Origin of the sequence: Salmonella sp. SAL03688, from assembly GCF_046551895.1 — a bacterium.
In the GTDB taxonomy this organism is placed as follows: domain Bacteria; phylum Pseudomonadota; class Gammaproteobacteria; order Enterobacterales; family Enterobacteriaceae; genus Salmonella; species Salmonella enterica.
On the sequence record NZ_JBGDVI010000003.1, the window covers coordinates 289,196 to 312,161 of the forward strand.

At 46.1% G+C, this 22,966-nt stretch carries 25 protein-coding genes; 8 read left to right on the plus strand and 17 right to left on the minus strand.

Annotated features, from left to right (window positions below):
- Positions 1-39 precede the first annotated feature (39 nt).
- Positions 40-1,254, plus strand: coding sequence for an O-antigen ligase RfaL (rfaL, locus tag ACLJR2_RS04790; RefSeq protein WP_000958440.1), 1,215 nt, complete (start codon positions 40-42; stop codon positions 1,252-1,254).
- 56 nt (positions 1,255-1,310) lie between these two features.
- On the opposite strand, the gene ACLJR2_RS04795 is transcribed toward rfaL, so the two are convergent.
- The 10 genes from ACLJR2_RS04795 to rfaQ all read right to left on the minus strand — a co-directional run bounded on the left by ACLJR2_RS04795 (position 1,311) and on the right by rfaQ (position 11,407).
- Positions 1,311-2,456, minus strand: coding sequence for a lipopolysaccharide N-acetylglucosaminyltransferase (locus ACLJR2_RS04795; protein WP_000591835.1), 1,146 nt, complete (start codon positions 2,454-2,456; stop codon positions 1,311-1,313).
- Positions 2,457-2,555: 99 nt separating this feature from the next.
- The gene (waaZ, locus tag ACLJR2_RS04800; protein ID WP_106086753.1) at positions 2,556-3,365 is read right to left on the minus strand and encodes a 3-deoxy-D-manno-oct-2-ulosonate III transferase WaaZ; all 810 of its coding nucleotides are present in this window, start codon (positions 3,363-3,365) and stop codon (positions 2,556-2,558) included.
- Positions 3,366-3,514: 149 nt separating this feature from the next.
- Positions 3,515-4,213, minus strand: coding sequence for a lipopolysaccharide core heptose(II) kinase RfaY (gene rfaY, locus ACLJR2_RS04805; protein ID WP_000582812.1), 699 nt, complete (start codon positions 4,211-4,213; stop codon positions 3,515-3,517).
- Positions 4,214-4,235: 22 nt separating this feature from the next.
- The gene (rfaJ, locus tag ACLJR2_RS04810) at positions 4,236-5,246 is read right to left on the minus strand and encodes a lipopolysaccharide 1,2-glucosyltransferase RfaJ (protein ID WP_000376860.1); all 1,011 of its coding nucleotides are present in this window, start codon (positions 5,244-5,246) and stop codon (positions 4,236-4,238) included.
- A gap of 17 nt (positions 5,247-5,263) precedes the next feature.
- Positions 5,264-6,277, minus strand: a complete 1,014-nt coding sequence (gene waaO, locus ACLJR2_RS04815) for a lipopolysaccharide 3-alpha-galactosyltransferase (protein WP_000088489.1) — start codon at positions 6,275-6,277, stop codon at positions 5,264-5,266.
- 5 nt (positions 6,278-6,282) lie between these two features.
- Positions 6,283-7,362, minus strand: coding sequence for a lipopolysaccharide 1,6-galactosyltransferase (gene waaB / locus ACLJR2_RS04820; RefSeq protein ID WP_023201726.1), 1,080 nt, complete (start codon positions 7,360-7,362; stop codon positions 6,283-6,285).
- 85 nt (positions 7,363-7,447) lie between these two features.
- Complete coding sequence (locus tag ACLJR2_RS04825; RefSeq protein WP_227490999.1) at positions 7,448-8,320, minus strand: glycosyltransferase family 52; 873 nt, start codon at positions 8,318-8,320, stop codon at positions 7,448-7,450.
- Between the two features lie 105 nt (positions 8,321-8,425).
- Positions 8,426-9,223, minus strand: coding sequence for a lipopolysaccharide core heptose(I) kinase RfaP (gene rfaP, locus ACLJR2_RS04830; RefSeq protein ID WP_000229830.1), 798 nt, complete (start codon positions 9,221-9,223; stop codon positions 8,426-8,428).
- On the minus strand, positions 9,216-10,340 hold the full coding sequence (locus ACLJR2_RS04835) for a glycosyltransferase family 4 protein (RefSeq protein ID WP_001261585.1): 1,125 nt from the start codon (positions 10,338-10,340) through the stop codon (positions 9,216-9,218). The genes rfaP and ACLJR2_RS04835 overlap by 8 nt, the downstream gene beginning before the upstream one ends.
- Complete coding sequence (gene rfaQ, locus ACLJR2_RS04840; protein WP_001522125.1) at positions 10,337-11,407, minus strand: lipopolysaccharide core heptosyltransferase RfaQ; 1,071 nt, start codon at positions 11,405-11,407, stop codon at positions 10,337-10,339. The genes ACLJR2_RS04835 and rfaQ overlap by 4 nt, the downstream gene beginning before the upstream one ends.
- Before the next feature lie 408 nt (positions 11,408-11,815).
- Here rfaQ and waaA point away from each other — a divergent pair, with 408 nt between their 5' ends.
- Both waaA and coaD read left to right on the plus strand, forming a co-directional pair.
- Positions 11,816-13,093 carry a lipid IV(A) 3-deoxy-D-manno-octulosonic acid transferase gene (gene waaA, locus ACLJR2_RS04845; protein WP_000891582.1) on the plus strand — a complete coding sequence of 426 codons (1,278 nt, stop codon included), beginning with the start codon at positions 11,816-11,818 and terminating at the stop codon, positions 13,091-13,093.
- A gap of 8 nt (positions 13,094-13,101) precedes the next feature.
- Positions 13,102-13,581 (plus strand): pantetheine-phosphate adenylyltransferase, encoded by a 480-nt coding sequence (coaD, locus tag ACLJR2_RS04850; protein ID WP_001171884.1) that lies wholly within the window; start codon positions 13,102-13,104, stop codon positions 13,579-13,581.
- Positions 13,582-13,608: 27 nt separating this feature from the next.
- On the opposite strand, the gene mutM is transcribed toward coaD, so the two are convergent.
- The 4 genes from mutM to radC all read right to left on the minus strand — a co-directional run bounded on the left by mutM (position 13,609) and on the right by radC (position 15,823).
- Entirely contained in the window at positions 13,609-14,418 is an 810-nt protein-coding gene (gene mutM / locus ACLJR2_RS04855; RefSeq protein ID WP_001114515.1) for a bifunctional DNA-formamidopyrimidine glycosylase/DNA-(apurinic or apyrimidinic site) lyase, read from the minus strand.
- 97 nt (positions 14,419-14,515) lie between these two features.
- Entirely contained in the window at positions 14,516-14,683 is a 168-nt protein-coding gene (gene rpmG / locus ACLJR2_RS04860) for a 50S ribosomal protein L33 (RefSeq protein WP_001051798.1), read from the minus strand.
- A 20-nt stretch (positions 14,684-14,703) separates the two neighbouring features.
- Complete coding sequence (gene rpmB, locus ACLJR2_RS04865; protein WP_001519051.1) at positions 14,704-14,940, minus strand: 50S ribosomal protein L28; 237 nt, start codon at positions 14,938-14,940, stop codon at positions 14,704-14,706.
- 217 nt (positions 14,941-15,157) lie between these two features.
- Entirely contained in the window at positions 15,158-15,823 is a 666-nt protein-coding gene (gene radC / locus ACLJR2_RS04870) for a RadC family protein (RefSeq protein WP_000380129.1), read from the minus strand.
- A gap of 175 nt (positions 15,824-15,998) precedes the next feature.
- Here radC and coaBC point away from each other — a divergent pair, with 175 nt between their 5' ends.
- The 3 genes from coaBC to slmA all read left to right on the plus strand — a co-directional run bounded on the left by coaBC (position 15,999) and on the right by slmA (position 18,359).
- The gene (gene coaBC / locus ACLJR2_RS04875) at positions 15,999-17,219 is read left to right on the plus strand and encodes a bifunctional phosphopantothenoylcysteine decarboxylase/phosphopantothenate--cysteine ligase CoaBC (protein WP_000050176.1); all 1,221 of its coding nucleotides are present in this window, start codon (positions 15,999-16,001) and stop codon (positions 17,217-17,219) included.
- The gene (gene dut, locus ACLJR2_RS04880; RefSeq protein WP_000976078.1) at positions 17,197-17,655 is read left to right on the plus strand and encodes a dUTP diphosphatase; all 459 of its coding nucleotides are present in this window, start codon (positions 17,197-17,199) and stop codon (positions 17,653-17,655) included. Before coaBC ends, dut begins: the two co-directional genes overlap by 23 nt.
- Before the next feature lie 107 nt (positions 17,656-17,762).
- Positions 17,763-18,359 carry a nucleoid occlusion factor SlmA gene (gene slmA / locus ACLJR2_RS04885; protein WP_000818607.1) on the plus strand — a complete coding sequence of 199 codons (597 nt, stop codon included), beginning with the start codon at positions 17,763-17,765 and terminating at the stop codon, positions 18,357-18,359.
- Positions 18,360-18,436: 77 nt separating this feature from the next.
- Here slmA and pyrE read toward each other — a convergent pair whose 3' ends face one another.
- Together pyrE and rph are read right to left on the minus strand one after the other, a co-directional pair.
- Entirely contained in the window at positions 18,437-19,078 is a 642-nt protein-coding gene (gene pyrE, locus ACLJR2_RS04890) for an orotate phosphoribosyltransferase (RefSeq protein ID WP_000806167.1), read from the minus strand.
- A gap of 78 nt (positions 19,079-19,156) precedes the next feature.
- Entirely contained in the window at positions 19,157-19,873 is a 717-nt protein-coding gene (gene rph / locus ACLJR2_RS04895) for a ribonuclease PH (RefSeq protein WP_001247078.1), read from the minus strand.
- Between the two features lie 125 nt (positions 19,874-19,998).
- Here rph and ACLJR2_RS04900 point away from each other — a divergent pair, with 125 nt between their 5' ends.
- Positions 19,999-20,862 carry a YicC/YloC family endoribonuclease gene (locus ACLJR2_RS04900; protein ID WP_000621353.1) on the plus strand — a complete coding sequence of 288 codons (864 nt, stop codon included), beginning with the start codon at positions 19,999-20,001 and terminating at the stop codon, positions 20,860-20,862.
- 49 nt (positions 20,863-20,911) lie between these two features.
- On the opposite strand, the gene ACLJR2_RS04905 is transcribed toward ACLJR2_RS04900, so the two are convergent.
- Positions 20,912-21,814: a LysR family transcriptional regulator gene (locus tag ACLJR2_RS04905; RefSeq protein WP_001050867.1), complete on the minus strand. Its 903-nt coding sequence runs from the start codon at positions 21,812-21,814 to the stop codon at positions 20,912-20,914.
- A 73-nt stretch (positions 21,815-21,887) separates the two neighbouring features.
- Between ACLJR2_RS04905 and ACLJR2_RS04910 the strand changes: the two genes are divergently transcribed.
- Positions 21,888-22,769 (plus strand): HARLDQ motif MBL-fold protein, encoded by an 882-nt coding sequence (locus tag ACLJR2_RS04910; RefSeq protein ID WP_001082959.1) that lies wholly within the window; start codon positions 21,888-21,890, stop codon positions 22,767-22,769.
- The last annotated feature ends 197 nt before the right edge of the window (positions 22,770-22,966 follow it).

Here is a 22,966-nt window from a genome sequence, read left to right on the forward strand (position 1 = left end):
AGAGACTCTGTCTCATCCCAAACCTATTGTGGAGAAAAGATGCTAACCACATCATTAACGTTAAATAAAGAGAAATGGAAACCGATCTGGAATAAAGCGCTGGTTTTTCTTTTTGTTGCTACGTATTTTCTGGATGGTATTACGCGTTATAAACATTTGATAATCATACTTATGATTATCACCGCGATTTATCAGGTCTCACGCTCACCGAAAAGTTTCCCCCCTCTTTTCAAAAATAGCGTATTTTATAGCGTAGCAGTATTATCATTAATCCTTGTTTATTCCATACTCATATCGCCAGATATGAAAGGAAGTTTCAAGGAATTTGAAAATACGGTACTGGAGGGTTTCTTATTATATACTTTATTAATTCCCGTACTATTAAAAGATGAAACAAAAGAAACGGTTTCGAAAATAGTACTTTTCTCCTTTTTAACAAGTTTAGGGCTTCGCTGCCTTGCAGAGAGTATTCTGTATATCGAGGACTATAATAAAGGGATTATGCCATTCATAAGCTATGCGCATCGACATATGTCCGACTCCATGGTTTTCTTATTTCCAGCATTATTGAATATTTGGCTGTTTAGAAAAAATGCAATTAAGTTGGTTTTTTTGGTGCTTAGCGCTATCTACCTTTTCTTTATCCTGGGAACCCTATCGCGAGGGGCATGGTTGGCGGTGCTTATAGTAGGTGTTCTGTGGGCAATACTGAACCGCCAATGGAAGTTAATAGGAGTTGGTGCCATTTTATTAGCCATTATCGGCGCTTTGGTTATCACTCAACATAATAACAAACCAGACCCAGAACATTTACTGTATAAATTACAGCAGACAGATAGCTCATATCGTTATACTAACGGAACCCAGGGCACCGCGTGGATACTGATTCAGGAAAACCCGATCAAGGGCTACGGCTATGGTAATGATGTGTATGATGGTGTTTATAATAAACGCGTTATCGATTATCCAACGTGGACCTTTAAAGAATCTATCGGTCCGCATAATACCATTCTGTACATCTGGTTTAGTGCAGGCATATTGGGTCTGGCGAGCCTGGCCTATTTATATGGCGCTATCATCAGGGAAACAGCCAGCTCTACCTTCAGGAAAGTAGAGATAAGCCCCTATAATGCTCATCTCTTGCTATTTTTATCTTTCGTCGGTTTTTATATCGTTCGTGGCAATTTTGAACAGGTCGATATTGCTCAAATTGGTATCATTACCGGTTTTCTGCTGGCGCTAAGAAATAGATAAAAAAACGCGCTGATACTTATTACGGTATCAGCGCGTTTTCCATCGTCCGGACTCAATCACTTATCAAACCAGCTTTTCATTTGTTCCTCGAAACGCTGCGCTACATTTTCCCAACTGTATTTTGAAAACACCAGGGATTTTGCTTTTTCGGCAATCTGGTGGCGTTCCTTATCAGCAAGCGCACGGTTAATATCATTAATTATACTGTCGCTCGACATAGGTTCTGCGAGGTGATAGCCCGTTATGCCATCTAACACAAATTCGCTAATCCCCCCTTTTTTGCTGGCAAGAACCGCTTTTCCTGCTGCCATCGCTTCTACAGCTACCATGCAAAATGCTTCTTCAACCTGAGATGGCACAATAACCAGATCGGCTATATGATAGAAGTTATGCATCTGGTCGGGAGATTGCCCCCCAGCCATAATACAATCCGTTCCAATCTCTTTTGCGGCGTCCAGTACTTTCTTTTGATACTCAGCTTTTTCACCCTTGCGGCTTGCATAAGGGTCGCCAACAACGACAAGTTTAATATTACTTTTTAAGGTACGTAATTTTTTGAACGCCTGCAAAAGCAACAGGATGCCTTTATCAGGCGAAATTCTCCCGGCATATAAGAGAACGGTGGCATCTTCCGCAATATTTAATTGCTGACGGAGGTTATTTTGTGGGTTTCTTTTATAAGTCTCAGCACAAAAACCATTAGGCACAATACTAACAGCAGCGGCGGGCAATCTTTCTTCATAAAACGCTTTAAGAAACTGACTGGGCACGATAATTTTTGCATCGTTATCAGGAAGTTCTGGTTCAAATGCGTTATGCATGTGCATAACCAGTTTTGCATTCGGATTGCGCTCTCTGATCTGCCGATACAGTTTCATACTATTATGAATAACAATGACGCTATCTTCCTGGGTAGTCACTTTATCTCTAATATTAAGGACGCGCTGGGAATAGGGTAGTGGGTCGAGACGAGTCCATTTCTGAAAAAGACGCTTATAAACTTTACTAAACCCAATGTAATGAATATCACAGTTATCGTTTATTTTATTATATTCAGGATAGCCAGCATTTTTTATACAAGCAATAGCACTCGGTATTGATAGTCGTTTTGCAACCTGGTAAATCCAGGTTTCTACCGCAGCCGCGCCACGAGGAGGAATTGAAAATATAGGAGTAACAGTAAATATGATTTTTTTAATCATAATAGCTATAATCCAGAATAGTTAACTTTATAGAAAAAGAAATGTTATAGAAAAAGAAATGCGTGCCAAAGCAACGCAAAATAATGATTTATCTAGTGTCTAGACAATTTTATCGTAATATATTTCATCCTCAAGTTCCGAGGCTGTAATATATGGAATAATATCGTAATGAATTGCAGTATCATCTGATAAATTAAAGATATTTAAATCACTCACATTTTTTCTCATAAAAGTAAAAAATGGCAGTATTTTAAACAGGTCTTTACTAAGCTCAGATGGCATAGGGCTGGTAGATTCGTCATAGAAACGCGGGCAACTGCCTGTTAAGTCAAGCCCAGAACATATAATACGGCTATACTTGAGGGAATAGGCAACCTGAATAGCGGTATAAGCAATAGTATGGCAAGAGCAATAGCCGATGCTGATATCCTTGCAAAATCCAGCCAGTCGTCCTCTTTTCGAAAGAGGAACTGAAATAAGTAATGCTTTATGAACCCGCTTGAGGATATTAAATTTAATTTTCTTTAAAAAGCCCCCTTTTTCTCGGCGATAAAAGGAGCGAATAATTAAACAGTTTTCTTCAATATATTTTTGATCATCTACTGAAGCCTGTTCGTACACATCAAGATTGACGATAGTAAACTGACTGTTACGGCTAAAGTTATAAAAATCTTCGCGCCGGCGATGAAGGAAGCGAACATCCGTCAGAAGGTACAAAAATGGCTTGACGTTATTGTTTAGCAAATATTGAATAGAACCATTGACTGCAATGACATCTTTCATTCGTAACAAGGACAGCGGCGTCTTTCTGGACGTAGGACCAGAAAGAAAAATAATACAATCTTCAGCCGTTCTTTTCGCAATAAGTTGCAGAACATCGGCGTGAGTTATGAAATTAACGCTGCCCATAAAAAACTCGTATGTTTATCATGCAACCTATAAATAAATGTTATATTCAATAACTAATATTACATCTCAAATCCTCTCAAGTATGTCATAACGCTGCAGCAAATAAAAGTCAGTCAGCCCCTTAAATTAAACCAAACGTGCTACATTGGTCAGCGCTTTTCCTTACCCTTAATACGACGAAGGAAATTTCGAAGTTTTTTCTTATAAATCAATAAGTAAAATCCGATATCTCTCACATTATTTTTGATACCATAATGTCTTTCTAAATCAATACGATCCTTTGCTTTTCGTTGCCTGGAAGGTCTTTTTCCGGACAAATCGATAATTCTGATCTCATTGCCTTGCAGGATAAAGTTACCTTTATGGGGATCGCCCGAAACCATACCATGCTGATGCAGGGAATATATCGACTGTTTGATTTTCCCTCTCACCTCGTCAGAAATTTCTGGCATATCCACAAGTTCAATACCTTCAATATACTCAATTATCATCACGTATGTTTTTACATAGCGTAATGTTTTAATTTCCGCCAGCAGGTAAAAATCATTAAGCGCCGCAAACCCTTCACGCCGCACACGATCTGTCTGATGAAAAAGCTTTTCGTAGTAATCTCCTTTTACTAACGATTTGAAAAATCGTTCAGTATTTTTTACTTTTGGACTAAATACTTTGAGAATATATTTTCCGTAGTCTGTATTAATCAATACAACTTTTGTATCTTCTATATTACGGAAGACTTTAATAATCTGATGATTATAAGATAGAAAATCTTTGAATATCTCAATGTATTTTTCACCGTCTTTTTTGACAAAGACGGTATAGTTTTTAACCTTTTTTTCAATAATCATAATGGAGATTTAGGGAAGGAAATTATTTGTGGAAAATTTTACGATAAAGATATGCGCTTCCAGCCAGAAGGCCTTTAAAGTAATGACCTTGCACGAGAAGATGTTTATATCGCTTCTTAAATTCAACTATGGTACGCGCATCTTTTGCGGGAAAATCTTTCCAGGGCGAATTCAGTCGTGCATTTTTATAATAGATAACTGAAGGATAATTTGCCCAGGCATGCCATGGTTTTGTAGCGCCCGTATAATGAATTAAAATAGTATTATCATTAATTATATTGCTATATTTTTTATGTGACTTATCTTTCAACTCACTTTTGATAGTATAAATAGTATTATACGGTCGCGGTAGAAAAATGACTTTATCCTGTAGGAGAATATTCAAAACATCCTGATCGGGATATTTAAAAGAGTCAGCCTCTTTACCTGCCAAAAGTAAAAATGCCTTTTTGGTTAAGGCATTCTCTTTCCATAATTTCAGGTTAACAAAAACCACGCCGGAGTTAAAATAACCACCTTGTAAATTAAAAGCGCTTAATCTCTCATTTACCTTATTCTGGATGGAATCAACATCTTTTACGACCGCAGCGATCTTCTCTGTCAGATCAAGCTGTAAAAGATCTTGCAAAGATCCTTTGCATACAATATCGGCATCCAAATAAAGTAAGGTGTTTACCTTCTTGCTGAGGTAATCGAAAGCAAATAAACGAAAATACATTGCTCTCGACCATACTTTAGTTTGAGGCAATACCTCAAGGCTTTCTACTTTAATAAGATAAAGAGAAATTTTTATGTGATGCTGTACGGCTAAACGCTCTATATATTTTACAAAACACGGGGAGTATGAATCACAAATAATGTGAAAAGCGAGCGGGATATTATTGTTTAATACAACTGAAGCGATTGATACCCCCACACCATCAAGATAGTTTTCATCAACGCCATAAGAAATGTTTAATACGTTATCATCATTATTATTACTTTCATCAAAAACTTTATATTCAGCTATTTCTATCTCAGGAAATGAATCCATTACATCACCTATAGGTTTTATTCAAGAAGTTTACGTTTAAAGTAGGCTATATAATAATTTATACCCGAAGTATAATGCTTCTGATTAAACATATGCTTTGCCGCATAACGTAACTGATGGCTAGTGACTGGATTTAAAAGTGCACAATGAGACCATGGTGAGTTGCTCTTAGCCTGTAAAAAATATTGTGACACAGGGTAAGCCCCCCAACTATGCCAGGGCTTCGTTGGCCCGATATAATGAACAAATACAGTCTCAGCATCGACTGGATTAATAACTGAATCTTTTAATTCATAGTTAAGGCTAAATTGTGTATTAAATTTTTTATCAACAAAACGCGCTTTATTCACTAACAATATATTTAATACATCCTGATCAAGGTGCGTTATGCGCTGTACTACCTCCGGATCTTTTAGCATTTCAATCGCTTTCTTAGAGATATTTTCTGCGGTCCAAAGAGGTATGTTAATTAAAATAAAACCAGCATTAAAATAGCCAGAAACCAGCCCAGGCGTTGCCAGGCTAACCGAGCGCTTAGTCCACCATTCCAACTCGCCTTCAGCAACGACAGCAGCAATCTCATTTTCAGCGAAATTAAGATCAATAAGTTCCTGAATACTCCCCTTACATGCAATATCTGCATCCAGATAAAGTACTCTATCTGTTTTATCTGAAAAATAATCGGCGATAATGAATCTAAAGTATGTTGCATAGGTCCAGTTTTTGGTACTGGGTAGCGATTTTAAGCGCTCACAGTCGATTAGGTAAACAACAATCTGCGTAGCGTACTGTTTTGCTAATGCCTCAAATCGCTGCTGGTCTTCAGAGTCAAAGAAATCGGTAAAAACATGGAAAGCTAACGTCTTCTCTGGGTTAGCGAGGAGAACCGATGCAATAGAGACACCACAGCCAAAAAGAAAGTTTTTATCAATCCCATAAGCTATATTAAATTTATCAGCATCACTATGTTGTGCATAGTTATAATCTAAAGTCTGTTGAATGACTTCTTCTTCAAAATATTTTCTGCTCATAGTGATCACTTTTGTAATTTCGAGAATATTGCATTATTAAAATTTTTAAAATATAGCACATCGTAAAATCTCTCAATCGTGCCGGGAATAATATCATGCTGATATTTTACTTCACCAGAAATAACGCGATTAAGGTGTCCTACAAAATCATCTATAGCCCCCGGGGTGTAAAGCTCACCATTCAAGCCGGGTTTAATCATATCGCGCGGACCAGACATACAATCAGAACTAATACACGGAATTCCATATGACATTGCTTCCAGCAGGGTCATAGGAAATCCCTCAAATGCAGAGGTAAGTAGTAACGCGGTGACATTTTTTATTTTTTGCTGTACGACTTGCCACGGCTCGCTTTGCCAACCATACCAGATCACACGCTGCTCAATACCAAGCTCCCGACTATAGGCCTGGCACTTTTCAAAATCTGAGCCATCACCAATAATATGTAGCTGCCATTCCCCTGTCGTACGAGCTAAGCCATCAAATAGATCTTTAACTCTTTTCTGCCCTTCAAATTTAAGACGCCCTACATAGAGAAATACAGCGGGTTTATCGCGCTCAGGCGGCGGCACAATGATTGTTTTAATAGAGACAGGATTATAAACGACGCTAATATCTTGCGCTGAGATACCCCGTGCCATCATCTGTTCTTTAATACCACTACTGATGGCCAGATGATAATCCGCGTACGTTATACATTCTGCATGTTTTTTATGGTCGAGCGAAAAATGCGGCCACGAGAAAATAGTAAAATGTTTACCACTTTTCTTTCGTGCTTTATTGGCATAAAGACATGAGATGACATCAATACATATCACAATATCCGGTGACGTTTCTTTCAGCCACTGACTAAAATTATAAACATGCTTAGCTCGACGAAGAAAACTTAATTTTATATTTGAGAATGATTGCGCATATTTAATCTCTTTTAGCCATGCTTTATCCATTTTGTCATTACGACAAAAGAAAAACATTTCACAGTTGATCTTCGGAGAGCTATTTTCAAACGTATGGATAACGTTGCTAATAACGGTTTCCATCCCTCCAAAACCAGATACCGCTTCGCCTATAAATGCTATTTTCAATGAAGTCACCATTTGCTGACACTCATGTTATTCGGCTTCCTTCACTTTTAAAATTCTGTAAGAACAAACCCAATCAACACTATATTTATACTGAGACCTGATTAAAATCGAACCCCAGTCCATGATTAAAGCTATCTTTTAGAAAAGGGCTGGTTATTTTATAGTTTTTGATAGTTGAGATATTATTTAGGTTATACTGAACTGTGCTATTAAACCCATATATCTCTAATGATATCCCTTGCTCCAGATATTCTAAAATAATGTCCTCGGCTATCATTTCAGAGTTAACATTCAATACACCATTAAACTGATGAGAGTCATATCGAGGGTGAGGAATATATATATCGACCGCTTCTTTTTTAATAAACCGCTGAAGATGCTGAAGAAAAACACACTCATCTTCTTTATTTTTTAACGCATCAGTATATACAGTTCCCAATAATACTTTTTTAAAGCCATTATTCGTATCAGGAAGACCGTTATGGTGTACCAATATAATTCCTTCGGTCTTTTCAATTATGTTGGTTCTATTAGGAAATAGAGTATAATGTTTTGCGTCTAACTTTAATATTTCATCTTTATGATATTTACGCCCCATCAGCTTTCGTATTAACTTCGATGTGGCGTTTATATTCTTATTTTCATACATTATACTTTTCTGATTGATATTATTTGTACCATCATCAAAGGTTTTTATTTCAGAAAAAGTGATACAAGATAAAATATGGTGTATAAGCGGGACATGAAAATTCGCGAAGAAAACGGTATGATATTCTCTGGCATACTTTTCCATGATTTTTTTAGCATACCGTGTTCTTTGAATCGTTTTAAATGTCGAAAATTTTGCTACCTGCGGGACGATCTCTGAGTGCCGACATAACGGCTGAATTTTTTTTAAATAGTACTGATTTTTTACGTTATCTACATCGCCAATAAATAAAACATCAACTTTTTTCAACCGCTCTTTTTCTATAATTGACCGTGCAATCAATAATTGCAAATTAGTCATGCATATGAATAGAAACATATAGCCTCTAAGCTATTTAAAAATATGATTTTTATATTAAAGATTTTTTCTTATTGTTCTTTCTTTAATTCGAGCGGCTTTAACATCTGCCTGATGAATCAACCCCGATTCTTTTTGCAAAATCTCTCGCAGGGGGAGAGAGAAATACTCACGCATAAACCGGAATATATCTCGCTGAGTCAGGCCAATATTCATTGAAGAAAAATAAAGCCCAATTAAATCTTTGTCACGCCAGCGAAGGGGAACGCGCTGGCGTATCTGCGCGCGATGCAGGTCGATTACGGAGATTTTTAAATCCTCTTCGCGACCAGTGAAAGGTAAATGCAGAAGAAAGTGGCAAATATAACAGTCGCGATGGTTAATTCCCCCGGCGTGCATTTTACGTACCATAGTCGCAACACGCTTAATGATCATCCACTTCACCTGCGCGTCCGGTGGATTAACAGCCCAGTCAGCACAGTAGTCTTCAAGGCTAATGGTAGGCGTTAAATCTTCGGTGATAATAAATGATGTTCTGGTTAGCGGGTTTACGCCTTTTTCACCAAAACCAACGCCGTGCATCGTATCAACGCCCAGCTCATGTAGACGATGAATGGCGTGCCATTCTCTGTCAGCGCCCAGAACAGGCATACGTAACGAAATCAGGTTCTTCACAATTTCTTTCAGCGAAGTGCCTTTATGCCACTTCAGGAAGTAGCTTTTACCGTCCAGCTCAAACCGCAATGTTCGACGCGTCTCCAGCTCTCTGAACACTTCGCCCTGTAACGTTTTTACTTCCTCAAAAGCATCTTTACCGCGCCATAGTGTGGTTAACGGCGCTTTCAGCTCAACCATCTAAATCACCTGTAATAATATCCGCGGCCTTCTCCGGTAAGCTGTATAAATCCTGGGTATCAGCATAATACCGCGCATTTTCAGCCCAGGCGTTGCGTAAGGAAGGCTGTGTCAGCGCTTTGAGTAAAACCTCATTTAGCGCATCCTGGCGGAATGGTTCAGTCATCGCTTCGCCACAGTTTGCATCCACAATATAATGTGCATAACCGCACACCGCGGTTGTCAGCACCGGCAAACCAGCAGTAATGGCTTCCAGCAAAACAATACCAGCAGCTTCCTGATAGGCTGGGTGCAGTAAAAGGTCGGCTGCCGCCATTAACTCCGCGATATCATTACGTCCAGAGAAAAAATGTACATTCGTGCCGACGCCGCTTCTTTCAGCCAGTGCTGCAAACTTCTTCGGCTTATCCTGCCCGACAACATAGAGCACCGTATTTTGCCGTAAAGATTCGGGTAGCGATGCCAGCGCTTCAATAGAGCGATCCACACCTTTACGGGTAAAGTCAGACCCTACTTGCAACAGTAATTTTTGCTGTTCTGAGATACCATTTTTCTGACGATAAATTTGACGACTGTTCGGGATCTGTTGGCTATATTTTCTGTCCGGGTAAATCCCCGGAGGAAGAATCTGGAAACGCTCCGCTTCAGTCTGATAATGTTTTTGGAAGTCAGCAATCTGCTTATTCGTCAGCATTAATAGTTGTGTCTGCTTGCCGTGTTCAAACGTGGCGCGTTCAAAAGCAGCATAATGCCGATAGCGTGATGTCAGGCGATAGAAAAATCCTTTTTCCTGGGCGACTTTTTCGGCGTAACACACGTCTGCGGCGTAATACACATCAAGGCCCGGCATCTTATTGAATCCAACCACCCGATCGACAGGGTGGTCGCGCAAATGGTGTTGCACCCAGGCATAATATTCTGCGTTACGACCGTGGTTCGTCCGGGATTTAACCGGCACGCGGATTAATTCAAAGTTATCCGGGCATTCCCCTTCCCATGACTGAGTATAAACACGAACCTGATGACCTCGCGCCGCCACGGTTTGAGCAATACGCATAAAATCACGCTGCAGACCGCCAAAAGGAAAATATTTATATAAGCAAAAGGCAACTCTCATAGCAGGCTGTCCAAATCTATGGGGCGTGCCTCATGCGGCAGCATTTTTTCCGTCGCGGCGATAACATCTTCAGCCGGAATCACGGAAAGGTATTTTTTATTACGATCAAGCTCATGCCGTTCAGGCATCGGCTGATAATTTCCTGCCCAAAACTGAATGATGTCGTCGGTCCAGGGACGCCAGAATACATGATCCGTCGCGCCAAAAAGACAAATGACCGGCGTTTTGACTGCTGCGGCAATATGACCGGGGGCCGAATCAACGCCGATAAAGAGATCCGCATGGTCAATCAATGCGCCCAATTCAGGAAAGCGAGTTTTACCCGCCAGACCAGTAACCGGTTTTGTCTCACAGCCGCGTGCAATAGCATCCACGCAGGCCATCTCGTCTGCGGCCGGGCCTGACGTCAGTACAACTTGATAACCGCGGCGCTGCACGGCATCAATAACCTGCGAGAATTTATCATTATCCCAGCACTTAAATAGCTGCCGTGCCGTAGGCTGAATAACAACATATTGTCGGGTCACACCAAGTTGTTTGAGCTGTTGTCGCATGTTTTCCCAATGTTCCGGGCGATAGCTCATGGTGGTTTCCGTGACATACTGTTTTAGCGCTAACGGCTTTAGCGCGGATAATGTGCGCTCAACAGCATGTTCTCCCGCATAAGGTACTAAATGTGTAAAGCTTTTTTTCCATAAAGCAGACTGACGATTACCGAAATCTTGCGAGATTTTTATTTTTGCGTTTAAAAAACGCACAATAAGCGCCACGCTCCACTGATCGGTGAGATTGACGACCAGATCATACGAGTTAGCACGCAATTTTTTGATTAACGATAGCGCGTTTTTGATCTTCTCTTTTGTTCCTGCGCCTTTGTTACTGATGCCGTAGAGTGCATTAATCTCCGGATTTTCCGACAATATCGGTATGGTGTTCTGGTAAAGAAGCACATCGATTTTTGCATCGGGATAATTCTGCTTCAGCGTGCTGATGACAGGAGTGGTAAGTAACATGTCTCCATGAAAACGCATTTTTATAATCAGAATTCTTCGAAATGGCTTTTCCACAAGCGACTCTTTGGTTGAAATTGTCCGGATAAATAAGCAGAAAAAAGCACGCTACCGCCCCAGGCTTCACAGCAACCCGATGGCTAATACCGCACTCATTTTAGATGCGCTAGTGTAACACTTCTTTCGCAGCAATCCGATACGAATAATTTTTATACACAATCATTTTTTTAATTATAAATTCAAAGAGATAATAATTTATCCCCCTCTTGTGAATGGTCATTCCCATTGTCTGGGGCGACAAGGGCGGCAAATTTCAATGGATTGCGTAAAAATGCAAAAATAATGGGGTTCAGCGCCTGGAATCCTCCCTTCTGAGCCAATTTGGCGCAAAAATGGGAAAAGTAATGGTAAAGCCCAGGCTAAATACATAGAATCCCCAGCACATCCATAAGTCAGCTATTTACTATGCTCGAATTGCTTTACACCGCTCTTCTCTACCTTATTCAGCCTCTGATCTGGATACGGCTTTGGGTGCGTGGACGTAAAGCGCCGGCCTATCGTAAGCGCTGGGGTGAACGCTACGGATTCTACCGCCGTCCGTTGAAACCGGGCGGAATCATGCTGCATTCCGTCTCGGTGGGCGAAACTCTGGCGGCCATCCCATTGGTCCGCGCTCTACGTCATCGCTATCCCGATCTGCCTATTACCGTAACGACTATGACGCCGACCGGCTCGGAGCGCGTCCAGTCCGCCTTTGGCAACGATGTTCAGCACGTTTACTTGCCTTATGATTTGCCCGATGCGCTCAATCGTTTCCTCAATAAGATTGATCCTAAGCTGGTATTGATCATGGAGACTGAGCTCTGGCCAAATCTGATTGCTGCGCTGCACAAACGTCATATTCCGCTGGTTATCGCTAATGCGCGGCTTTCCGCCCGCTCCGCCGCGGGTTATGCGAAGCTTGGCAAGTTTGTCCGTACGCTCCTGCGCCGTATCACCCTGATTGCCGCGCAAAACGAAGAAGATGGCGAACGCTTTGTGGCATTGGGCGCGAAGAACAATCAGGTCACGGTCACCGGCAGTCTGAAATTTGATATTTCAGTTACGCCGCAGTTGGCGGCTAAAGCCGTTACGCTACGCCGCCAGTGGGCGCCGCACCGTCCGGTCTGGATTGCCACCAGCACCCACGATGGCGAAGAGAGTATCGTTATCGCCGCTCACCAGGCGTTATTACATCAATTCCCGAATTTATTACTGATTCTGGTGCCCCGCCATCCGGAGCGTTTCCCGGATGCTATCAATCTTGTGCGTCAGGCAGGGTTAAGCTACATCACTCGCTCTTCGGGCGAAGTGCCGTCCGCCAGCACCCAGGTCGTGGTAGGCGATACCATGGGCGAATTAATGTTGCTCTATGGCATTGCCGATCTCGCCTTTGTTGGTGGTTCGCTGGTTGAACGCGGCGGTCATAACCCGCTGGAGGCTGCCGCTCATGCGATTCCGGTACTGATGGGTCCGCATACCTTTAACTTTAAAGATATTTGCGCCCGTCTGGATCAGGCGAGCGGACTTATCACGATTACCGATGCGGCTACGCTGGCAAAAGAAGTTTCCTCTTTACTGACCGACGCTGATTATCGTAATTTCTACGGACGTCACGCAGTTGAAGTGCTGTATCAAAATCAGGGCGCGCTCCAGCGTCTGCTGCAACTGCTGGAACCTTATCTGCCACCGAAAACGCATTGAGGACTGTCATGCAAAAACGGGCGATTTATCCAGGTACGTTTGATCCGATTACTAACGGTCATCTCGATATTGTGACGCGCGCAACGCAGATGTTCGACCATGTCATTCTGGCTATCGCCGCCAGCCCCGGCAAGAAACCCATGTTCACCCTGGACGAACGTGTGGCGCTGGCGCAAAAAGCGACCGCACACCTGGGTAACGTAGAGGTGGTGGGCTTTAGCGACCTGATGGCCAATTTCGCCCGCGACAGACAGGCGAATATCCTGATTCGTGGTCTGCGCGCGGTGGCGGATTTTGAATATGAAATGCAGTTGGCGCATATGAATCGCCATCTGATGCCGCAACTGGAAAGCGTTTTCCTGATGCCGTCCAAAGAGTGGTCGTTTATTTCATCGTCGCTGGTCAAAGAAGTGGCACGCCATCAGGGCGATGTGACCCACTTTCTGCCGGACAATGTGCATCAGGCGCTAATGGATAAGTTGAAATAAGTTTCCTTCCTTGCCGGGCCTGGCGTTTTACTTCTGACAGTGACGGCAATAGAACGTCGCACGCTGTGCGTGTTTCGTTGCGACTATCGGCGTACCGCATACCCGACACGGCTCGCCTTTGCGCCCGTACACCTGCAACTCCTGCGCAAAATAGCCCGGTTTCCCATCGCTTTGCAGAAAATCCTTCAGCGTTGTCCCGCCTTGTTCAATAGAGCGCAGCAAAACGGCTTTAATCACCCGTGCCAGCAGGTCGCACTCCTCTGTCGAGAGTGACGACGCCAGGCGGTCAGGGTGAATACCAGCGGCAAACAGCGACTCGCTGGCGTAGATATTCCCCACGCCGACCACCAGCTTGTTATCCATCAGCCAGGGTTTAATCGCCGTCTTCTTCTTCGCGCATTTCTGCTGCAAATATTCGCCATTAAACTCATCGCTTAGCGGCTCCGGTCCCAGATGCGCCAGTACGTTATGCCCTTCCAGCTCTTTGGTCCATAACCAGGCGCCAAAGCGGCGAGGATCGGTATAACGTAGAATTTTGCCATTGCTCATCACCAAATCGACATGGTCGTGCTTTTCCGCCGGCAGCGCTTCCGACAGTATCCGCAAGCTTCCCGACATCCCCAGGTGAATAATTATCCAGCCGTCAGGCAGCTCCAGCAGTAAATATTTAGCACGACGCTGAACGCTAAGGACGGGTGTATCGCTCAGACGATAAATTTCATCTGAAACCGGCCAGCGCAGACGGCCGTTACGGATATGGGCGTGCAGGATAGTAGCGCCAACTAAATGGGGTTCAATACCCCGGCGGCTGGTTTCAACTTCGGGTAATTCAGGCATAACGTCTCCGGCTGTGTGGCAGGTCTCATTAATATGGGGACGGCCAGAAAACAAAAAACCCCGCCGAAGCGAGGTTTTTGTTACATCAAAGCGAGAATTATTTGATTTTCGCTTCTTTGTAGATCACGTGCTGACGGACAACTGGATCGAATTTTTTCAGTTCCAGTTTTTCCGGTTTAGTACGTTTGTTCTTCGTAGTGGTATAGAAGTGACCAGTACCAGCAGAAGAAACCAGCTTGATTTTCTCACGAATACCTTTAGCCATGATTTATTTCCTCTTAGTACTTAGTACTTTTCGCCACGGGCACGCAGTTCAGACAGAACTGTTTCGATGCCTTTTTTATCGATGATACGCATACCTTTAGCAGATACACGCAGGGTGACAAAACGCTTCTCGCTCTCAACCCAGAAACGGTGAGAGTGCAGGTTAGGCAGGAAACGGCGTTTAGTCGCGTTCAGTGCGTGGGAACGGTTGTTACCGGTCACCGGACGCTTGCCAGTAACTTGGCAGACTCGGGACATGTCTATTCTCCAAAAATCAAATTAGCTCGAGCTTCGTATGGGGTATCGGCGCCTCGTCAGGCTTTACAGCCTGGTCATCGCGCAGTTCTATTGAACTCTCGATTGCCAGGCCCAAATGCCAAACCCGAGATTCTCAAAGGTGGCGTAGTATACGCTGACCCGGCGATATGCTCAAGTCCCGAACAGACAAAGATCCCGATGGATCGCGCAAAGAATCTTAAATCCAGCCGCGTTCGGCAAAAGAAACGTACTCTCCGCGCCCAATTATCAGGTGATCGAGCACCCGGATATCCATAAACTGGCAACACTTTATCACGCGCTCAGTGATAAGTTTATCTGCTTTACTTGGCTCTGCGCAGCCTGAAGGGTGGTTATGCGCCAGAATGACCGCTGAAGCATTGAGTTTAATCGCTTCCCGAACAATCTCACGCGGATGCACCTCTACGTGGTTAAGCGTGCCGGAAAACAGGCGGCTGTGCTGAAGCACCCGGTGCTGGGCATCGAGGAAGATCACCAGAAAGATCTCACGCTCTTCGCCCGTCAGTTGGCTTTGCAGAAATTCCCGCGTCATTTCCGGACTCAGCAACGCACTTTCCTCATTCATGCGCACGCTGTAATAGCGCCTTGCCAGCTCAGCAATGCCTTTCAACTGCGCGAATTTCGCCAGGCCGATGCCGTTTACGCCACGAAACTGCGCAAAGTCCGCCGACAGCAGGCCATACAGCGACCCAAAGTGCTGCAATATCTCTTTTGCCAACGTCATAACATCTTTTCCCGGCGTGCCGGTACGTAAAAAAAGCGCCAGCAACTCCACGTCGCTGAGGGAAGCAATGCCGGATCTGAGCATTTTTTCACGCGGTAATAATTCGTCCAACGTATCCATACGCGCACCTCCTTTTTTAAGGAAGCGGCATAGTGGCACAGCCTTTGGGAGAGATCGACGCCCCGATTTTGTTCTTGCGTAGCGCCTCGCAAAGTGGAGCGCAGGCAAAGACACGACGCCGTAGAGATTGTGATAAAATAGCCGCCTTTCAAAGTCACCCAACAGGAAAGACATGATGAGCCTGGCCGGTAAAAAAATTGTTCTCGGCGTTAGCGGCGGTATCGCTGCGTATAAAACGCCGGAGCTGGTGCGCCGTTTACGTGAGCGCGGCGCTGACGTGCGCGTGGCAATGACCGAGGCGGCAAAAGCCTTTATTACCCCCCTGAGCTTACAGGCAGTGTCGGGCTATCCCGTATCCGACAGTCTGCTTGACCCTGCCGCTGAAGCCGCGATGGGGCATATCGAGTTGGGGAAATGGGCCGACCTGGTGATTCTTGCCCCCGCGACCGCCGACCTGATCGCCCGTGTAGCATCGGGTATGGCTAATGATTTAGTCTCCACCATTTGCCTGGCGACGCCAGCCCCGGTGGCCGTGCTTCCGGCCATGAACCAACAGATGTACCGCGCTGCCGCCACGCAACATAATCTGGAGGTGCTCGCCTCTCGCGGCCTGTTCATTTGGGGGCCGGATAGCGGCAGTCAGGCGTGCGGCGACGTAGGCCCAGGCCGAATGCTGGACCCATTAGTTATCGTTGATAAGGCCGCCGCGCATTTCGCCGCCGTCAACGATCTGCGACATCTTAATATCATGATTACGGCAGGCCCGACGCGCGAACCGCTCGACCCGGTGCGTTATATTTCCAACCACAGCTCAGGTAAAATGGGCTTCGCTATTGCGGCGGCCGCCGCGCGTCGCGGCGCAAATGTCACGCTGGTCTCCGGTCCCGTTTCGTTACCGACGCCGCCTTTTGTAAAACGGGTTGATGTCATAACCGCGCTGGACATGGAAGCCGCTGTTCAGGCCGCCGTTCAACAGCAGCACATTTTCATTAGCTGCGCCGCCGTGGCTGACTATCGCGCAGAGACTATCGCCAGTGAAAAAATCAAAAAACAGGCGGCGCAAGGTGATGAATTACTAATAAAAATGGTCAAAAACCCGGACATTGTCGCCGGGGTGGCCGCACTCAGTGACAATCGACCCTACGTTGTTGGGTTTGCCGCGGAAACGAATAATGTGGAAGAATACGCCCGGCAAAAACGTATCCGTAAAAACCTTGACCTGATTTGTGCAAATGATGTTTCACTTTCAAATCAAGGATTTAATAGCGATAAAAACGCTTTACACCTTTTCTGGCAGGATGGAGATAAAGTCTTACCGCTTGAGCGAAAAGAACTCCTGGGCCAATTATTACTCGACGAGATCGTGACCCGTTATGATGAAAAAAATCGACGTTAAGATTCTGGACCCGCGTGTTGGTCAGCAGTTTCCGCTGCCGACTTATGCTACTTCTGGTTCTGCCGGGCTTGACCTGCGCGCCTGTCTCGACGACGCCGTAGAACTGGCGCCTGGCGCAACGACGTTGGTGCCTACCGGATTGGCCATTCATATCGCCGATCCATCACTGGCGGCAGTCATGTTGCCGCGTTCTGGCCTGGGCCATAAACATGGTATCGTGCTGGGCAACCTGGTCGGGCTGATTGATTCCGATTATCAGGGGCAACTGATGGTTTCGATCTGGAACCGTGGTCAGGACAGTTTTACCATTGAACCGGGCGAACGTATCGCGCAAATGGTGTTTGTTCCGGTCGTTCAGGCCGAATTTAATCTGGTGGAAGCATTTGACGCCACCGAACGTGGCGAGGGCGGCTTCGGTCATTCTGGCCGTAAGTAAATTTTACGCATCCCCATAACGTCATAATACTGCCGCAAGCGCTGAGTTTGCGGTTATAGCGTGGGTGCTCGCCTGGCAAGTGCTTATTTTCAGGGGTATTTTGTAACATGGCAGAAAAACAAACTGCGAAAAGGAATCGTCGCGAAGAAATACTTCAGTCACTGGCGCTGATGCTTGAATCCAGCGATGGAAGCCAACGCATCACGACGGCAAAACTGGCGGCTTCGGTCGGCGTTTCCGAAGCGGCGCTATACCGCCATTTTCCCAGCAAGACCCGCATGTTCGATAGCCTGATTGAGTTTATCGAAGATAGTCTGATTACCCGTATCAATCTGATTTTAAAAGATGAAAAAAACACCAGCACGCGTTTGCGCCTGATTGTGTTGCTGATTCTGGGTTTTGGCGAACGCAACCCTGGCCTGACGCGCATTCTTACCGGGCACGCGCTGATGTTTGAACAGGATCGCCTGCAGGGGCGCATTAATCAGCTTTTTGAACGCATCGAAGCGCAGCTCCGCCAAGTGCTACGAGAAAAAAGAATGCGTGAAGGCGAAGGCTACACGACGGATGAAAATCTGCTGGCAAGCCAGCTGTTAGCCTTCTGTGAAGGTATGCTTTCACGGTTCGTGCGTAGCGAATTTAAATACCGCCCAACGGACGATTTCGACGCCCGCTGGCCGCTCATTGCCGCTCAGCTACAGTAACGCTGACTGGATAGTGGATCACGCCTTATCCAGGCGACAGAAACATAGGCCCGGTAAAGCACCACCGGGCAATTCGCTTACACGCCAAATTCTTCCCGGTATGCTCGCACAGCCGCCAGATGCTCAGCCATATCAGGTTTTTCTTCCAGATAGGCAATCAGGTCTTTCAGCGTAATGATGGAGATAACCTTACAGCCATAGTCGCGCTCCACTTCCTGAATCGCGGAAATCTCGCCGCGGCCACGTTCCTGACGATCCAGCGAAATCAGTACGCCAGCCAGTGTAGCCCCGTGCGCCTGAATAATCTCCATCGACTCGCGAATCGCCGTACCTGCGGTAATCACGTCATCCACCAGCATCACGCGGCCCTGTAGCGCGCTGCCCACCAGACTCCCGCCTTCGCCATGATCTTTTGCCTCTTTGCGGTTAAAGCAGTACGGCAGGTCTTTATCGTGATGTTCCGCCAGCGCAACCGCCGTCGTCGTCGCGATCGGAATACCTTTGTACGCGGGGCCAAACAGCAGATCAAATTCAATACCGGAATCCACCAGCGCTTCGGCATAAAAACGGCCTAACAACGCCAGGTCGCGCCCGGTATTAAACAGCCCGGCGTTGAAGAAATAGGGGCTTTTGCGCCCGGATTTCAGCGTAAACTCGCCAAACTTTAGTACCTGCTTGTTAAGCGCAAACTCAATAAACTGGCGCTGATACGGTTTCATGGATTCGCTCCTTTTCTTACTTTCATCATTTACGAAATTTACGGACAAAAAAAAGGCGACTTTTCAGTCGCCTTAAAATCAATTTTCTAACGCCGCCTTCTGCGTCGCCACAATGGATTCAATTCCCCCTCGGGCCAGCGCCAACAAAGTGAGAAGTTCTTCATGGCTGAACGGCTCGCCTTCCGCGGTACCCTGTACTTCAATAATGCGGCCGTCTTCAGTCATCACGACGTTCATGTCGGTTTCTGCGGCGGAATCTTCAACATATTCCAGATCGCAGATCGCTTCGCCGTTAACGATGCCTACGGAAACCGCCGCCACCATGCCTTTCATCGGATTGGTTTTCAGCTTACCGTTGGCAACCAATTTATTCAGCGCATCCGCCAACGCCACGCAGGCGCCGGTAATAGACGCTGTACGCGTACCGCCATCGGCCTGGATTACATCGCAGTCCAGCGTAATGGTAAATTCGCCGAGCGTTTTCAGATCGACCGCCGCACGCAGCGCACGCGCGATCAAACGCTGAATTTCCATAGTACGACCGCCCTGCTTACCCTTTGCCGCTTCGCGCGCGTTACGGGTATGGGTAGCGCGAGGCAACATGCCATACTCTGCGGTGATCCACCCCTGGCCTTGTCCTTTCAGAAAACGTGGAACGCCCTCTTCAATGGAGGCGGTGCACAACACTTTGGTATCTCCAAATTCGACCAGTACCGAGCCTTCAGCGTGTTTTGTATAGTTACGGGTCAGGGTTACGGGACGCACCTGATTAGCGCTACGGCCTGCTGGACGCATATTGAGATCTCCGGCTTAAAACGAATGTGGCTGCGCATTATACGGACTTCCGATGGTTATTCCTATCCTGACAAGGCCTGGATAGCTATAATCCCCTCATCTCTCCTTTAAAAACGGGAACATCTATGATCCGCAGTATGACCGCCTACGCCCGGCGTGAAATCAAGGGTGAATGGGGTAGCGCGACCTGGGAAATGCGCTCGGTAAACCAGCGTTATCTGGAAACTTACTTTCGTCTGCCGGAACAGTTCCGTAGTCTTGAACCCGTCGTGCGCGAACGCATTCGTACACGCCTGACGCGCGGCAAAGTCGAATGTATGCTGCGTTTTGAACCCGATGCCAGCGCGCAAGGCGAGCTTATTCTGAATGAAAAGCTCGCGAAACAATTAGTTAGCGCCGCAAACTGGGTCAAAATGCAGAGCGACGAAGGGGAAATCAATCCGGTTGATATTTTGCGCTGGCCAGGTGTCATGGCGGCGCAAGAGCAGGATCTGGACGCGATTGCCGCAGAAATTTTAGCCGCACTGGACGGTACGCTGGATGACTTTATCGTCGCGCGCGAAACGGAAGGCCAGGCGCTGAAAGCGCTGATTGAACAACGTCTGGAAGGCGTCAGCTCCGAAGTAGCGAAAGTCCGCGCGCATATGCCGGAAATCCTGCAATGGCAGCGTGAACGCCTGGTCGCGAAGCTGGAAGATGCTCAGGTTCAGTTGGAAAACAACCGTCTGGAGCAAGAGCTGGTGATGATGGCGCAACGCATTGATGTGGCGGAAGAGCTGGATCGTCTGGAAGCGCACGTCAAAGAGACTTACAACATTCTGAAGAAAAAAGAGGCGGTAGGTCGCCGTCTGGACTTCATGATGCAAGAATTTAACCGTGAGTCGAACACCCTGGCCTCCAAATCCATCAACGCTGATGTAACTAACTCCGCTATTGAATTAAAAGTGTTGATCGAGCAAATGCGCGAGCAAATCCAGAATATTGAATAATTCTGGCGCTCAATATGTCACAGAGCCCGCCTTATGCGGGCTCTCGCGTTTATCGGTAGTACGTTTTTAATTTCCGGCGAATAGCGTCGATAAGGCGTCGCTTCCACTCTACCGTTGAAGCCCGATACTGCATAAAAATAGCTCCTTCCGCCTGCTCCCCGGCAAGCGGCAGGACAAAAAGACCGCGCTTATCGGATAAATTTTCATACCAGGGGCGCGGTACAATCGCCATTAGCGGCGCCGACTGGACAGCAGGCGCAAGTTGACTGTAATCATGACAAACAAACGTCAGCGGACGTTCAAACCCGGCACGAGCCTGCTGCCTGTCCAGTTCGTTGTTCTCTTTTGTCCACGGCAAACAGTAAATGTGTTGATAATGCTGTAGATCAGCAAAATTCAACGCTGTGGCATTCTCCAGACGTGAACGCAATGGCGCGCCATAAACCGCGATCAAACGCGTCGTCCCCACCCGCTCGTAATGCAGAGCGCTGACCTGCTTTTGATGGTCGCCAATTGCCAGCACCAAATCAACCGAGCTATCCAACAGTTCATCACGCCAGGGTCGGCGGGCAAAAGGAAGGCACTCGATCACCGCCTGATGAAGATGACCTTTCTCTGCGAGAACGGGCGTAAGCAGCGCGTTCAATGCGGGAGGAAGTACCACCCGAAAACAACGGGAGCCGTTCTCTTTATCGCCAAACAGCTCCTCATTAAGCGAAACAAACACAGGCGCCAATTTGTCACGCAGCGCCTGCGCATAAGGCGTAGCAATCTGGCGGTTCCCTTCCCGTCGAAACAACGGATCGTTTAGCGCATCGCGCAATCTCATTAGCGCATGACTTACCGCAGAAGGCGACAAAGCCAGCTTTTGCGCCGTTTTCCCCGTAGAGCTCGTCTCCAGCAGCACATACAGTACTTTTAACAGGTTCATATCCATTTGCAGCAAGTTCATTAAACGTCTCTCTTATTGAACCTGGCTAAATTACTGCCAGGTATACTGCGGGCGCTTCAATCAGGAGAACATTATGAATCGCTATGCATTATTCTTTGTATGTATATTTTCAACATCAGCACTTCCTGCCATGGCGGCATTAGATCCTTCACAACCGTTATCACCCGCGCCTCCGTTATCACTGTTTAAAGCGTGGGCTAAGCCTATAAAGCCGTTTCAAATCACAGAAGGCGTGTGGTATGTCGGCACGGAAAATCTCTCTTCTATTCTGCTGACCACTCCGGCAGGGCATATTCTTATTGATGCGGGGTTGGATGAAAGCGCACCGCAAATTAAAGCGAATATTGAAGCGGCAGGATTCCGCCTCACAGACGTGCGCTATCTGTTGAATAGCCATGCGCGGCTGGATCAAGCGGGGGGCATGGCACGTTTGAAAGCGTGGAGCGGCGCACAATTGGTCGCCAGCCAACCCAACGCCGATCAGATGGCGAGGGGTGGACGAGAGGATTTTGCGCTTGGCGATGCGCTCCCCTTTCCGCCCGTCACCACCGATAAAATTATCCACAACCAGGAAAGCATCAGCCTCGGAGGGATAACCGTGACAGCGCTATTCACGCCTGGACATCTACCCGGCTCAACCTCCTGGCGCGTAACGCTCCGCAACGGCAAGACGCTAATTTACGCAGATAGTCTCGCCACACCTGACTATCTGCTGATTAACAACAAAAATTACCCTGACCTGGTTACTGATATTCAGAGCAGCTTTAAGACACTGGCCGCCCAGCGTGTTGATATCTTTATTGCCAACAAAGGTGACCGCTTCGGGCTACTGGAGAAACGACAGCAACTTCGCAACGGCGATACACACGCATTCTTTGATTCCAATGGGTTGCAACAGTATGTGGAACGCTCGCGTCAGCGCTTCATCACACAACTTACCGCACAGCAGCCATAATGAAATGACTCACCGGCGGCGCGTCCAGGGCGCCGTTATTTTAATTTATCTAAGTCAAAACAGAAAAACCCCGCATACAATAAACCACAAAAATGATGTTCAATTTATTGATATTTATAATAAATAATTATTAATTATAAATTTAAAATCATTACTAAAATTTATTAATCGTGTAATGCCTTAGAAAATCTCAATCG